A 13,718-nucleotide genomic window follows, 5' to 3' on the forward strand; every position below is an offset into this window, starting at 1 on the left:
CCCGCCCACGGTGCGGTGTGCCGGACCGGGGCCCGCCGGCCGGTAGCCTCGGGGGCATGCGCACACTCGTGGTCGGTTGGTCCAGCGTCCTGCACGGCGAGGCGACGGCCGGTGACGTCCTCGCCATGGACGCCGTCGCCGACGCCCTCGGCGCGGCCGGCATCCCGCACGACGTCGCCTGGAGCGCGGTGATGTGCCCGCCCGGCGGGCTGCGCCTCGACGACGCCGACCCCGGCCGGTACACGGATCTCGTGTTCGTCTGCGGGCCGGCCACCGGCCGCTCGATCGCCGAGCTGCACGAGCGCTTCGCCCACTGCCGCCGGACCGCGGTGGGGGTCAGCGTGCTCGACCCCGCCGACCCGGTGACCGCCGGGTTCCACCGGGTGATCGCCCGCGACCGCCCCGGGTCCGGGGCCCACCGCGATCTGGCGGCCCGCCCGGCGCCGCAGGCGGTGCCCGTGCTGGGGGTCTACCTCACCTCCGGGCAGCAGGAGTACGGTGCCCGCCGCCGGCACGAGACGACGCGGGCCGGGCTCGAGGCGTGGCTGGGCGGGCTGGACGCGGCCCGGCTGCCGCTGGAGACCCGGCTGGACCCGCGCGACTGGCGGCTGCCCGCCACCGCGGCCCAGGTCGGCTCCGTCATCGCCCGGCTCGACGCCGTCGTGACCATGCGCATGCACGGTCTCGTCCTGGCCCTGCGGGCGGGGGTCCCCGTCCTGGCCGTGGACCCCGTCGCCGGGGGCGGGAAGGTCACCGCCCAGGCGCGGGCCTGGGACTGGCCGGCCGTCGTCGGGCCCGAGGAGCTGGGCGCCGACCGCCTCGAGGAGCAGCTGCACTGGTGCCTGTCGGAGGACGGGCGGAAGGCGGCCCAGGCGCGCTCCGCGAAGGATCCCAGCGGGGCCGAGCAGCTGCACGACCTCGTCCGGTCGCTGGGCGGCACCCCGCGCCTCGACGCGGCCGGCCGGCTCGGCGGCGGGATCTCCGACGGGCTCCTCGAGAGCGCCGGAACCCCCGCGCACCAGCGGTGACACGCCCCCAAGATCAGCCGCCTGATCAGTCTGTGTAATACTCCGCTCTATGAACTACCTGGGCATCAACGCGATTTTTCACGACCCCGCGGCGGCTCTCGTCGTGGACGGCAGAGTGGTGGCGGCGGCGGAGGAGGAGCGGTTCTCCCGGCGCAAGCACGGCAAGCGGCCCGTGCCGTTCTCCGCGTGGGAGCTGCCCGAGCAGGCGATGCGCTGGTGCCTCGCCGAGGCCGGGCTGACCCCGGCGGACCTGGACGCCGTCGGCTACTCCTTCGACCCGGCGATCGCCGCCGAGATGCCGGACGACCCGTACGACCCGGTCCGGGTGGACTACGCCCGCCGCGCCCCGGGCTTCCTCGCCGAGGCGCTGCCCGGCCTGGACCGGGACAAGGTCCGCTTCGTCGAGCACCACGTCGCCCACGCGGCGTCGGCGGGCCTGGCCGCCCCCTCCCGCACCAGCAGCGTGCTCGTGGTCGACGGCCGCGGCGAGGCGCACTCGCACCTGGCCGGCCGCTACCGCGACGGCGAGCTGGAGATCCTGCACCGCCAGGCCCTGCCGGAGTCCCTGGGCCTGCTCTACGAGTCCCTCACCGACCACCTCGGCTTCCTGCGCTCCTCCGACGAGTTCAAGGTCATGGCCCTGGCCTCCTACGGCGAGCCCCGCTTCCTGCCCGAGCTGCGCGAGATCGTCCGCGCCACCGGCGACGGCGGGTTCACCGCCCAGGCCCCGGACTGGAGCCGCTTCGCCTCCCGCCGGATCGACGACGGCACCTGGGGCGGGGACCACGCCGACCTCGCCGCCTCCGTGCAGGCGGTGGTCGAGGAGGTCCTGGTGGACCTCGCCACCTGGCTGCACGGACAGACCGGCGACCGGGTGCTCACCATGGCCGGCGGCACCGCCCTGAACTGCGTGGCCAACTCCCGCATCTGGCGGGACACCCCCTTCGAGGAGGTCTGGGTCCAGCCCGCCTCCGGCGACTCCGGCACCGCCCTCGGCGCCGCCCTGCACCTGGCCCAGGAGGCCGGTGACCTGGGGGAGCCGCAGCCCACCGCCGCCCTCGGGCGCAGCTGGTCCGACGAGGAGCTCGCGCAGTGGCTGCGCACCGCCCAGGTGCCCTTCACCACGCCCGAGGACCTCGCCGGGGAGGTCGCCGACGTCCTCGCGGACAACGGGGTCGTCGCCTGGTTCGACGGCCGCAGCGAGTTCGGCCCCCGCGCCCTGGGCCGCCGGTCCCTGATCGCCAACCCGATGCACCCGGACAACCTCGAGCGGCTCAACGACGTCAAGGGCCGGGAGCAGTTCCGCCCCGTGGCGCCCATGGTCCTCGAGGAGCGCGCCGCGGAGATCTTCAGCGGCGGACCGATGCCCAGCCCGTTCATGCTGTTCGTGCACGACGTGGCCCCGGAGTGGCGGGAGAAGATCCCCACGGTCACCCACGTGGACGGCACGGCGCGCATCCAGACCGTCACGGACGAGGACAACGCCGGGATCGCGGCGCTGCTGCGGGCCTTCGACGAGCGCACGGGCGTGCCCGTCGTCGTGAACACCTCGCTCAACACCGCCGGCCGTCCCATGGTCGACGACCCCCGCGACGCCCTCGAGCTCTTCGGCTCCGCCCCCGTGGCCGCGCTCGTGCTGGGCCCGCACCTGGTCCGTCGCGCCTCCTTCTTCCAGGAGGCCCGATGACGACGGCACCCACCGAGACCGCCACCTACGCCGTCGTCATCCCCTCGGTGGGCCGGCCCACCCTGCAGTGGCTGCTGGACACCCTCTCCGCCCAGGACGTCGACGCCCGCCACCCCGGCCCGCTGGAGGTCGTCGTGGTCGACGACCGCCGCGGGGACGTGGCGCCGCTGCAGCTGACGGTCCCGGACACCGTCGCCTGGACCGTGCGCACCGTGCGCGGCTACGGGCGCGGCCCCGCCGCGGCCCGCAACCGCGGCTGGCGCGCCGCCCGGCGCTCGGGTGCCGAGTGGATCGCGTTCCTCGACGACGACGTCGAGCTGCCCGCCGGCTGGGCCCAGCGCCTGGCCGAGGACCTCGCCGCCTGCGGGCCCGAGATCGGCGCGACCCAGGGCCGCATCGACGTCCCGCTGCCGGACACCCGCCGGCCCACGGACTGGGAGCGCAACACCGCCTCCCTCCAGGACGCCGACTGGGCCACCGCCGACATGGCCTACCGGGTGGCGGCCCTGGAAGCCGTCTCCGGCTTCGACGAGCGGTTCCCGCGCGCCTACCGCGAGGACGCCGACCTCGCCCTGCGCGTGCGCCGGGCGGGCTGGCAGCTCGTGCGGGGCGAGCGGCGGATCACCCACCCGGTGCGCCCGGCCGACGACCTGGTGAGCCTGCGCGTGCAGGCCGGCAACGCCGACGACGCCCTGATGCGCCGGCTGCACGGGCCGGACTGGCGCGCCGCGGCCGAGGCGCCCCGCGGCGGCTTCGCGTGGCACGTCGCCACCGTCGGCGCCCTGGGGGTCACCGCCGCCGGGGCGGCCACGGCCGCCGGCGCCGCCGCCCTGGGCCGGCGCTCGGGCGCCCGCACCGCCCTGGCCGCGGCCGGCACCGGCGCCGCGGCCTGGGGCTGGCTCACCGGCCGGTTCCTGATGCTGCGCATGGGCCCGGGCCCGCGGCCCGGGGACCCCGAGTTCCTGCCCGAGCTCAGCCGCATGACCCGCACCAGCGCCGCGATCCCCGTGGCCGCCGTGCGGCACAAGCTGCGCGGCCGGTGGCGGCACCGGGGGACCGGTCCCTGGCCGGTCCCGGTGCGGGCGGTGCTCTTCGACCGGGACGGCACCCTCGTGCACGACGTGCCCTACAACGGCGACCCGGCCAAGGTGGAGCTCGTGCCCGGGGCGGAGGAGGCCGTGGCCGCCGTGCGCGCCGCCGGGCTCGCCGTGGGCGTGGTCTCCAACCAGTCCGGCATCGGCCGCGGCCTGCTCACCCGCGCGCAGGTCGACGCCGTCAACGCCCGGGTGGCCGAGCTGCTCGGCCCCTTCGACACCTGGCAGCTGTGCCCGCACGCCCCCGAGGACCGCTGCGCGTGCCGCAAGCCGAGCCCTGGCATGGTGCTCGCCGCCGCCGCGGAGCTGGGCGTGCAGCCCGCCGAGTGCGTGCTGATCGGGGACATCGGCGCCGACGTCGAGGCGGCCCAGGCCGCCGGGGCGCGCTCCGTGCTGGTGCCCACGCCCGTGACCCGCGAGGAGGAGGTCGCCGCCGCCCCCGCGGTGGCCGCGACCCTGACCGAGGCGGTCGCCTCCGTGCTGGGCACCCCGACCGGCCGCCCGGCCGTGCCCGCCGGGGCCCGGGGCTGAGCGTGGGCCGCATCCTCGCCGTCCGCCTCGACTCGGACGGGGACGTCCTGCTGACCGGCCCCGCGCTCCGGGCCCTGGCCCGCACCGGGAGCCCGGTGGACCTGCTGGCCTCGCCCTCCGGGGCGGCCGCCGCCCGGCTGCTGCCGGACGTGGCGCAGGTCCTCGAGCACTCGGCGCCCTGGTCGGGCTTCCGGCCGCCGCCGGTGGACCCGGAGGCCACCCTCGGCCTCGTCGGGGAGCTCGCCGCCCGGGGCTACGACCTCGCCGTGATCTTCACGTCCTTCCACCAGAGCCCCCTGCCCATGGCGCTGCTGGCCCGCCTCGCCGGGATCCCCCGGGTGGTGGCCACCAGCGAGGACTACCCGGGGTCCCTGCTCGACGTCCGGCACCGCCGCGCCGACCCGCCCGGCGGCGGGCACGAGGTCGAGGCGGCCGTGGAGCTCGCCGTCGCGGCCGGCGCGCCGCCGGCCACCGGGGACGAGCTGCGCCTGGCCGTGCGCCGCCCGCTGCCCCCGCTGCCGCCGGAGCTCGCGGACGCCGTCCCGGGCGGGGGCTACGTGGTGCTGCACCCGGGTGCCTCCGTCCCCTCCCGCGGTCTGACCCCCGAGCACGCCGGGTCCCTCGCGGCCGGGCTCGCGGCCGCGGGGCACACCGTGGTCCTGACCGGCGGTCCGGGGGAGCGCGAGCTCACCGCGGCGACCCGGGCCGCCGCGCTGCGCACGGCGCCCGAGGGCGCCGTGCTGGACCTCGCCGGCCGCACGGACCTGTCGGGCCTGGCCGCCGTGCTCGACGCCGCGGCCTGCGTCGTCGTCGGCAACACGGGCCCGGCCCACCTCGCCGCCGCCGTGGGCACCCCGGTCGTGTCCCTCTTCTCCCCGGTGGTCCCGCCCGAGCGGTGGGCCCCCTACGGGGTGCCGGTCGTGCTGCTCGGCGACCAGACCGCGCCCTGCCGCGGCTCCCGGGCCCGCGACTGCCCCGTCCCCGGGCACCCGTGCCTGTCCGAGGTCCCGCCCGCGGCCGTGCTCGCCGCCGTCGAGGACCTCACGCGCCGCCCCGCGGGCGCCCCCGCCCCTGTTCCCGCACCGGAAGGAGGACCCCGATGCGCGTCCTGATCTGGCACGTCCACGGCTCGTGGACCACCTCGTTCGTCCACGGCTCCCACACCTGCCTGCTGCCCGTGGTCGAGGACCGCGGCCCCGACGGCCGGGGCCGCGCCCGCACCTGGGACTGGCCCGCCTCCGCCGTGGAGCTCGGCCCGGCCGAGCTGGCCGACGCCGACATCGACGCCGTGGTGCTCCAGCGCCCGCACGAGCTCGAGCTCCTCGAGCGCTGGACCGGGCGCCGGGCCGGGACCGACCTCCCGGCCGTGTACGTGGAGCACGACACCCCGCGCGGACCCGCCGTGGCCACCCGCCACCCGATGGCGGAGCGCTCCGACATCCCGGTGGTGCACGTGACGCACTTCAACCGGATGATGTGGGACAACGGGCAGGCGCCCACGGAGGTCGTGGAGCACGGCATCCTCGACCCCGGCCCGCTCTACACCGGGCACGCCGCCAGCCTGGCCGCGGTGGTCAACGAGCCCGTCCGTCGCGGGCGGATCGCGGGCACCGACCTGCTGACCGCCCTGGCCCGGGAGCTGCCGGTGGACGTGTACGGGATGGGCATGGACCGGCTGGCCGAGCACGCGCCCCACATGGCCGGGCGGTTGCACGAGAACTATCCTCAGGAGAAGCTGCACGGGGCCCTCGGCGAGCACCGGGCCTACTTCCACCCCTACCGGTGGACGAGCCTGGGGCTGGCGCTGCTCGAGGCCATGACCATCGGCATGCCGGTGCTCGGGCTCTCGACCACCGAGGCGCCGCGCGCCGTGCCGCCGGGGGCGGGGCTGCTCTCCAACGACCCGGAGGCCCTCGCCGCGCAGGCCCGGCACTGGCTGAACGACCCCGACGCGGCGGCCGCCGCGGGCACCGCCGCCCGCGAGCACGCCCTGAGACACTACGGTCTGGACCGCTTCCTGGCGGACTGGGACCGCATCCTGGAGAAGGTGACTGCATGAGAATCGCAATGGTGTCCGAGCACGCCAGTCCCCTGGCCGCACTCGGCGGGGTCGACGCCGGGGGGCAGAACGTCTACGTGGCCGCCCTGGCCACGGGCCTGGCCCGCCGCGGCCACGAGGTCGTCGTCTACACGCGGCGCGACGCCGTGCGGCTCCCCGACGTCGTGGAGCTCGCCCCCGGCGCGCGCGTGGTGCACGTCCCGGCCGGGCCAGCGAGCCCGCTGCCCAAGGACGACCTCGCCCCCTACATGGACGAGTTCGGCCGCTGGCTCGCCCGGGACTGGGCGCGCACCGGCGCCCCCGACCTCGTGCACGCGCACTTCTGGATGTCCGGGATCGCCGCCCGTCGGGCCGCCGAGGCCCTGCAGATCCCGGTGGTGCAGACCTTCCACGCCCTCGGCGCCGTCAAGCGCCGCCACCAGGGCGCGGCGGACACCAGCCCGGTCGGCCGGCTCGCGGCGGAGAACGAGATCATCGCCGCCGCGGACCTGGTCCTGGCCACCTGCCGGGACGAGCGCGCGGAGCTGCTCGCCCTGGGCGGGGACGACTCCCGGATCGACGTCGTGCCCTGCGGGGTGGACCTGGACGCCTTCGTCCCGGCACCGCCGCCCACCGGCCGGCGCCGGCCCCGGATCCTGGCCCTCGGCCGGCTGGTGGAGCGCAAGGGCGTCGACGTCGTCGTGCGGGCCCTGGCCGAGCTGCCCGAGGCCGAGCTCGTCGTGGCGGGCGGCCCGGACCGGGCCGACCTCGACCGCGACCCCGAGGCCCTGCGGCTGCGCGCCCTGGCCCGCGAGCTCGGCGTGGACGGCCGCCTGGAGCTGCTCGGGCGCGTGGACCACGACGACACCGCTGCCCTGCTGGCCGGCGCGGACGTCGTGGCCTGCACCCCCTGGTACGAGCCCTTCGGCATGGTCCCGCTCGAGGCGATGGCCTGCGCCCGCCCCGTGGTCGGCACCGCCGTGGGCGGGCTGCTCGACAGCGTGGAGGACGGCGTGACCGGCCTGCACGTGCCCCCGCGCGACGTCGCCGGCACCGCCGCCGCCCTGCGCGCCCTGCTGGAGGACCCCGGGCTGGCCGCCCGGATGGGCCGCGCCGGCCGCGAGCGCGTCGAACGGCTCTTCGGCTGGGAGCGCGTCGCGGAGGAGACGGAGCGCTCCTACGCCCGGGTGCTCGAGCGCCACCGGCGCGAGCACCCGCCGCTGCGCGACCGGACCGAGCTGTGGCTGGAGACGCACGCGCACGAGCTCGCCGTCGCGGCGCGCGAGGCCGCCCGGCACGCCGACGTGGTGGACCGCTGGGGCGCCCGCCTGGCCGGGCTGCTGACCGACGGCGGGCGCGTGCTCGCCGCCGGCAACGGCGGCAGCGCCGCGGAGGCCCAGCACTTCACCGCCGAGCTCGTGGGCCGCTTCGTCGACGAGCGCCGCCCGCTGTCGGCCCTCTGCCTGTCCGCCGAGACCTCCAGCCTCACCGCGATCGTCAACGACTACGGCGCGGAGGAGGTCTTCGCCCGCCAGGTGGGCGCCCACGGCCGCCCCGGGGACGTCCTGGTGGTGCTCTCCACCAGCGGGCGCAGCCCCAACGTGCTGGCCGCCGCCGAGCGGGCGCGCGAGCAGGGGATGCACGTCTGGGCGCTCACCGGCCCGGGCCCCAACCCGCTGACCGAGCGGGCGGACGAGTTCCTGACGGTGCCCGCCACCAGCACCTCGGTGATCCAGGAGGTGCACCTGATGCTGCTGCACGCCGTGTGCGCGGCCGTCGACGCCCGGCTGGTCCCGGCCGCGGAGGAGCCCGCGAGCGGGGACGAGCGGACCGGTGAGCTCGCGGCGCGCGACGCCGTGCGGGCGGGGGTCGCATGAGCGCGGCACGCATCGTCGTGGTCGGCGACGCCCTGCTGGACCGGGACGTGGCCGGGACCTCGACCCGGCTCAGCCCCGACGCCCCGGTCCCGGTGGTGGACGTGGACGCCGTCTTCGCCAGCCCGGGCGGGGCCGGCCTGGCCGCCCTGCTGTGCGCGGAGCCCCCGGCGGTCGGGGCCGTCCCGGCGCGGGTGACGGTGACGCTGCTGGCGCCGGTGGCCGAGGACGACGCCGGCCGGCAGCTGGCCGACGCGCTCGGGGACGTCCGCCTGGAGCGGCTCGGCCACGAGGGCGGCACCCGCACCAAGACCCGGGTCCGCAGCGCGGGCCAGACCCTCGTGCGCGTGGACGAGGGCGGGCCCGGCACCCCGGTCGGCGTCACGGCCGCGCACGTGGCCGCCGTCCTGGCGGAGGCCGACGCCGTGCTGGTCTCCGACTACGGGGGAGGCGTCACCGCCGACCCCGCCGTGCGCGCGGCGCTGGAGGAGCACGCCCGCACCGGCGTGGTCGTCTGGGACCCGCACCCGCGCGGCGGCGCCCCGGTGCCGGGCTGCACGCTCGTCACCCCGAACGCCGCCGAGGCCGCGGCCGCCCTCGACGCCCCGGGCACGCCCCGGGACCTGGCGGGCGGGCTGCGGCGGCACTGGGCCGCCCACGCCGTGGCCGTCACGGCCGGGGCGGACGGGGCGTACCTGGCCACGGCCACGGGCGTGGAGCTGGTGCCGGCGGCGCCGGTGCAGAACACGGATCCCTGCGGGGCGGGGGACCGGTTCGCCTCCGCGGCGGCGCTGGCCCTGGGCGGCGGCGCCCATGTGACCGCGGCCGTGGAGACCGCCGTCGAGGCCGCGGGCCAGTGGGTCGCCGCCGGCGGCGCGGCCACCTACCGCACCCGCCGCGCCGCCGGGGTGCACGCCCGCCCGGCCCTGCACCCGGGCGCCGAGCGGCTGCCCCGGGAGGTGCAGGAGCTGCTGAGCGAGGTCCGCGGGCGCGGCGGGACCGTGGTGGCCACCGGCGGCTGCTTCGACGTGCTGCACGCCGGGCACATCGCCTCCCTGGACGCCGCGCGGCGCCTGGGCGACGCCCTCGTGGTGCTGCTGAACGCCGACGACTCCGTGCGCCGGCTCAAGGGCCCGGGCCGGCCCGTGGTCGGCGAGGCCGACCGCGCCCGGGTGCTGAGCGCGCTGCGCAGCGTCGACGCGGTCGTGGTCTTCGACGAGGACGACCCGCGCGCGGCCCTGAACCTGCTCCGCCCCGACGTGTGGGTCAAGGGCGGGGACTACACCCCCGAGCAGCTGCCCGAGGCCGCCGACGTTCGCGGCTGGGGCGGGCGGGTCACCGTGCTGCCCTACCTCTCGGGGCGCTCCACCACGGCCATCCTGCAGAAGGCCGGCCGTGAGCGCTGAGCCGGCCACCGCGCAGCGCCGTCCCGCGCCCGGGCGGTGCACCGTGGACCCGGCCACGGTCGGGTCCGGGGACGTGCTCGTGCTGCGGGCGCTGGGCCTGGGGGACACGCTGACCGCGGTGGCCCCCCTGCGCGGCGTGCGCCGGATGCTGCCCGACCACCGGATCGTGCTCGCCGCCCCGGAGCCCCTGGGCTCCTGGCTGACCGAGCTCGGCGTCGTCGACGCAGTGCTGCCCCAGGCCGGGCTGGTCCCGCTGCCGCCGGTGCGCGGCGGGCACGTGGCCGTGAACCTGCACGGGCGCGGCCCGCGCAGCCACGAGCTGCTGCTGGCCTCCGGGCCCGAGCGGCTCGTCGGGTTCGCCGCCCCGGAGGCCGGGCATCCCGGTCCGGCCTGGCGGCGGGACGAGCACGAGGTGCACCGCTGGTGCCGCCTGGTGCGCGAGGCCGGCGGCCCGTGCGGTCCCGAGGACCTGCTCCTGCGGCCCCACCGCCCCGCGCCGGCCGGCGCCCCCGTGCTGATCCACCCGGGCGCCGCCTCCGGCTCCCGGCGCTGGCCCGCCGCGCGCTGGCGGGAGGTCGCCCGGGCGCTCGTCGCCGACGGCCACCGGGTCGTCGTCACCGGCACCCCGGCCGAGTCCGAGCTCGCCGCCGCCGTGGTGGACGGCGTGGCCGGCGCCGAGGACCGCTGCGGCACCCTGAGCCTGGCCGGGCTGGCCGGGGTCGTGGGGGACAGCGCCGCGGTGCTGAGCACGGACACCGGCGTGGCGCACGTGGCCACCGCCCTGGCCGTGCGCTCCGTGGTCCTGTTCGGCCCGACCCCGCCCGCGTGGTGGGGTCCGGCCGTGGACCCCGGGCTGCACACGGTCCTGTGGCACGGCGACCCGTCCGCGCCGGCCTGGGGCGACCCGCACGCGGCGGAGCTCGACGAGCGCCTCGCCGCCGTCACCCCGGACGAGGTCCTGGCCGCGGCCCGGGCCCAGCTGGCCGCCGCCGCCCGCACCTGAGACCGGCCGGCGCCGCGGCCCCGCGCCGGCCCCACCATCCCTTGTCGATCCAGAGGAGCACCGTGAACCCCACGCCCGACGTGACCACCCGCCCGATCCGCCGTGCCGTCGTGACCGGCGGCGCCGGCTTCCTCGGCAGCCACCTGTGCACCGAGCTGCGCCGCCGGGAGGTCGAGGTGGTGTGCCTCGACAACTTCCTGACCGGCTCCGCGGCCAACATCGAGCACCTCGTGGGCGACCCCGGGTTCCGGCTCGTCCAGTGCGACGTCACCGACTACGTGCACGTGCCCGGCGACGTGGACCTGGTCCTGCACTTCGCCTCCCCGGCCTCCCCGATCGACTACCTCAAGCTGCCCATCCACACGCTCAAGGTCGGTTCGATCGGCACCCACCACGCCCTGGGCCTGGCCAAGGACAAGGGCGCCCGCTTCGTGCTCGCCTCCACCTCCGAGGTCTACGGCGACCCGCAGGTCCACCCCCAGCCCGAGAGCTACTGGGGCCACGTCAACCCGGTCGGTCCCCGCGGGGTGTACGACGAGGCCAAGCGCTTCGCCGAGGCCCTCACGGTCGCCTACCGCGCCCAGCACGGCGTGGACACCGGGATCGTGCGGATCTTCAACACCTTCGGCCCGCGGATGCGACCCTTCGACGGCCGGGCCATCCCCACGTTCATCCGGCAGGCCCTCGCGGGGGAGCCGCTCACCGTCGCCGGCGACGGCGAGCAGACCCGCTCGGTCTGCTACGTCTCGGACCTGGTGCGGGGCATCCTCGCCCTGGCCGGCAGCGGGCACAGCGGGCCGATGAACATCGGCAACCCGCACGAGCTGTCCGTGCTGCAGATCGCCCGCGACGTCATCGCCGCCACCGGGTCCTCCTCGGCCGTGGAGTTCGTCGACCGCCCGGTCGACGACCCCATGGTGCGCCGGCCCGACACCGCGCTGGCCACGGAGGTCCTCGGCTGGGCGCCGGAGGTGCCCTGGAGCGAGGGCCTCGAGCGCACGGTCGAGTGGTTCCGGCGCGGCGCCGCCGCCCGCCCGGTCTCCGCCGCCCCGGGCCTGGGCTGAGGCGCGCCCGGGCCGCTCCGGTCCGGGACCGCGCCGGGGCGACCTCCCGTCAGGCGTCCGTGCGGCGCCTACGGCCGGGCGCGGAGCTGGATCCTCCCGTCCTGGACGCGGACCTCGTAGCTCGGCTGCGGATAGCTCGCCGGCCCGCGCACGACCCCGCCGTCCGCCAGCCGGAAGACGCTGCCGTGCCAGGGGCACTGCACGCACCCCTCGGCGATGCCGCCCCGCTCCAGCGGGCCGCCCAGGTGGCTGCAGACGCTGTCCAGGGCGTGGATGCGGGCCCCCTCGCGGACCAGCAGCACCGAGACCCGCCCGGCCGGCACCCGCCGGGGCTCGCCCTCCCCGAGCTCGGCCTCGGCGAGGACGTCCGTCCACTCGGCGGGGCCCCGGCGCCAGGCGGTGCGGTTGACGTTGACGCCCTGCGCGAAGCTGAGGTGGCCGCCCACGAAGCCCCCGCCCGAGCGCGCGCCCAGCCCCGCCAGGGCGAGCGCCTTGCCCGTCCCGCGGTGGCCGCGGCGGCGGGCCAGCAGCGAGGCCGCGTACAGGCCCAGGGCGGTGCTGTTGGCGGCGGCGTGCACCAGGCCCACCCGGCTCGCCGCGCCCTGGGTGTCGGACCAGTCGTGCAGGCCGGTCGCGGCGGTGGGGACGGCGGCCGCGAGCCCGGTGGCGATCAGCAGGTCGGCGGCCGGCTCCGCGGCCGGGCCGCCGGCGAGGTCCAGCAGCGTGGCCATGCTCCACGCGCCGATCGGCACGTCGGTGAGCGGCGGGTGCAGCGGATGGCCGACGGTGCTGCCGCCGAGCAGGTTCCGGACCGGGCGCGGGCGCACCGCGCGCCCCACCCCGGCGGCCAGGGGACGGGCCAGCGTGTCGAGGGCCTCCCAGCGCTCCAGCCGTCCCGTCAGATCGTTCAGCACGCCCATTGCCGGCCTCCCTCGCGCGACCACGGTGCCCGCCCGCGGCGCCGGCCGGTGCCGGGCGCCGCACCCGGCGGGTGTGACCGGCCGGGCCCGGGCCGAACAGTCTCCCACCGCGGCGAACCCGCCCACAAGACGGTGCGGCTTCGTGTCGGCAGCCGTTCCCTGCGCCGGCGCGCCACCGGCTCCGCGCCCGGCGCTGGGAGTCCTCCAGGGCCAGGAAGCGCCGCTCCACCCGCTCGGGGAGGGGGCGCCGCTCGCGCAGCACCCACGGCGCCCCGCGCAGCGCGTCGAGCAGGGCCAGGGCCGTCACCCGGTCCCGCGGGGCGCCGCCGACCACGTCCCGGGTGCGGCGCAGCGCGGCCCGCAGCGGCCGGCGCAGCCAGATGAACCACAGCGTGTTGCGCAGCCCGTGCCGGCGGCGAAGGTGCGGGTCCCGGACCGTCGAGGCCTGGTGGTGGACCACCACGTCGGGCAGGTGCACCAGCTCCCAGCCGGCGGTCGCGAGGTCCGCGGCCAGCAGCTCCTCCTCCCCGCCCAGCCACAGCCGCTCGCTGAAGCCGCCGACCTCCTGGAACGCCGTGCGGCGCACCACGGAGGCCCCGGCCAGGAAGCTGCCCAGCGCCGGGCCCGGCAGCCAGTCGGGGCCCTGCACGGGGGAGTGCAGCAGCTCCGCGTTGATCGCGTCCTCGCGGGCGCCGGGCTCCACCAGGATCCGGCCGGTGACCACGCCCAGGCGCGGATGGGCCGCCAGGGCGTCGGCGGCCCGGCGCAGGGACCCCGGCTCCCACCAGGTGTCGTCGTCGCAGAAGGCCACGAACGGGGTCCGCACCCGCTCCATGGCCACGTTGCGGCCCACCGCGCCGAGGTTCACCGCGCTGGCCACCAGCTCCGCCCAGGGGTGCTGCTCGCGGATCGCGTCCGCGGTCCCGTCCTGCGAGCCGTTGTCGACCACCACCACGTGCGGGCGCTCGGGCAGCTCGCGCAGCCGCGCCAGCGCCAGCAACGCCTCGTCCCGGCGGTTGTAGGTGATCATCACCACCGCCACGCGCTCGTCGGGGCCGGTGCCGGTCGCGGGG

At 78.0% G+C, this 13,718-nt stretch carries 10 protein-coding genes and 1 pseudogene; 9 read left to right on the plus strand and 2 right to left on the minus strand.

Translation table 11 applies throughout. The annotated features are described in order from the left end of the window. The first annotated feature begins 56 nt into the window (after nucleotides 1-56). From AYX06_RS01410 to AYX06_RS01450, 9 genes are all read left to right on the plus strand, one after another. Complete coding sequence (locus AYX06_RS01410; protein WP_084271382.1) at nucleotides 57-1,028, plus strand: polysaccharide pyruvyl transferase family protein; 972 nt, start codon at nucleotides 57-59, stop codon at nucleotides 1,026-1,028. 49 nt (nucleotides 1,029-1,077) lie between these two features. Further along, nucleotides 1,078-2,715: a carbamoyltransferase family protein gene (locus AYX06_RS01415; RefSeq protein WP_062733724.1), complete on the plus strand. Its 1,638-nt coding sequence runs from the start codon at nucleotides 1,078-1,080 to the stop codon at nucleotides 2,713-2,715. Then, nucleotides 2,712-4,340: an HAD-IIIA family hydrolase gene (locus tag AYX06_RS01420; protein WP_062733726.1), complete on the plus strand. Its 1,629-nt coding sequence runs from the start codon at nucleotides 2,712-2,714 to the stop codon at nucleotides 4,338-4,340. Before AYX06_RS01415 ends, AYX06_RS01420 begins: the two co-directional genes overlap by 4 nt. A gap of 2 nt (nucleotides 4,341-4,342) precedes the next feature. Beyond that, on the plus strand, nucleotides 4,343-5,452 hold the full coding sequence (locus AYX06_RS01425; RefSeq protein ID WP_062733729.1) for a glycosyltransferase family 9 protein: 1,110 nt from the start codon (nucleotides 4,343-4,345) through the stop codon (nucleotides 5,450-5,452). After that, nucleotides 5,440-6,399 carry a glycosyltransferase gene (locus AYX06_RS01430; RefSeq protein WP_062733731.1) on the plus strand — a complete coding sequence of 320 codons (960 nt, stop codon included), beginning with the start codon at nucleotides 5,440-5,442 and terminating at the stop codon, nucleotides 6,397-6,399. Before AYX06_RS01425 ends, AYX06_RS01430 begins: the two co-directional genes overlap by 13 nt. After that, entirely contained in the window at nucleotides 6,396-8,255 is a 1,860-nt protein-coding gene (locus tag AYX06_RS20325) for a glycosyltransferase (protein ID WP_084271383.1), read from the plus strand. Before AYX06_RS01430 ends, AYX06_RS20325 begins: the two co-directional genes overlap by 4 nt. Then, nucleotides 8,252-9,658, plus strand: a complete 1,407-nt coding sequence (locus tag AYX06_RS01440) for a PfkB family carbohydrate kinase (RefSeq protein ID WP_062733733.1) — start codon at nucleotides 8,252-8,254, stop codon at nucleotides 9,656-9,658. Before AYX06_RS20325 ends, AYX06_RS01440 begins: the two co-directional genes overlap by 4 nt. Further along, the gene (locus AYX06_RS01445) at nucleotides 9,648-10,661 is read left to right on the plus strand and encodes a glycosyltransferase family 9 protein (protein ID WP_232319365.1); all 1,014 of its coding nucleotides are present in this window, start codon (nucleotides 9,648-9,650) and stop codon (nucleotides 10,659-10,661) included. Before AYX06_RS01440 ends, AYX06_RS01445 begins: the two co-directional genes overlap by 11 nt. A 62-nt stretch (nucleotides 10,662-10,723) precedes the next feature. Continuing rightward, entirely contained in the window at nucleotides 10,724-11,725 is a 1,002-nt protein-coding gene (locus AYX06_RS01450) for a UDP-glucuronic acid decarboxylase family protein (protein WP_062733736.1), read from the plus strand. A gap of 68 nt (nucleotides 11,726-11,793) precedes the next feature. Here the strand turns inward: AYX06_RS01450 and AYX06_RS01455 are convergent, their stop codons facing one another. Continuing rightward, on the minus strand, nucleotides 11,794-12,645 hold the full coding sequence (locus AYX06_RS01455) for a Rieske (2Fe-2S) protein (protein ID WP_062733738.1): 852 nt from the start codon (nucleotides 12,643-12,645) through the stop codon (nucleotides 11,794-11,796). Nucleotides 12,646-13,375: 730 nt separating this feature from the next. After that, nucleotides 13,376-13,675: pseudogene (locus AYX06_RS20905) on the minus strand (glycosyltransferase family 2 protein); the annotation flags it as partial. Nucleotides 13,676-13,718 lie beyond the last annotated feature (43 nt).

The sequence above is a fragment of the Kocuria turfanensis genome, assembly GCF_001580365.1.
In the GTDB taxonomy this organism is placed as follows: domain Bacteria; phylum Actinomycetota; class Actinomycetes; order Actinomycetales; family Micrococcaceae; genus Kocuria; species Kocuria turfanensis.

What these genes read in the sequence shown, in the direction of transcription:
- AYX06_RS01430 (WP_062733731.1), top strand. Translation starts at nt 5,440, where the DNA reads ATGCGCGTCCTGATCTGGCACGTCCACGGCTCGTGGACCACCTCGTTC.
- AYX06_RS01455 (WP_062733738.1), bottom strand. Translation starts at nt 12,645, where the DNA reads ATGGGCGTGCTGAACGATCTGACGGGACGGCTGGAGCGCTGGGAGGCC.
- AYX06_RS01420 (WP_062733726.1), top strand. Translation starts at nt 2,712, where the DNA reads ATGACGACGGCACCCACCGAGACCGCCACCTACGCCGTCGTCATCCCC.
- AYX06_RS20325 (WP_084271383.1), top strand. Translation starts at nt 6,396, where the DNA reads ATGAGAATCGCAATGGTGTCCGAGCACGCCAGTCCCCTGGCCGCACTC.
- AYX06_RS01410 (WP_084271382.1), top strand. Translation starts at nt 57, where the DNA reads ATGCGCACACTCGTGGTCGGTTGGTCCAGCGTCCTGCACGGCGAGGCG.
- AYX06_RS01415 (WP_062733724.1), top strand. Translation starts at nt 1,078, where the DNA reads ATGAACTACCTGGGCATCAACGCGATTTTTCACGACCCCGCGGCGGCT.
- AYX06_RS01440 (WP_062733733.1), top strand. Translation starts at nt 8,252, where the DNA reads ATGAGCGCGGCACGCATCGTCGTGGTCGGCGACGCCCTGCTGGACCGG.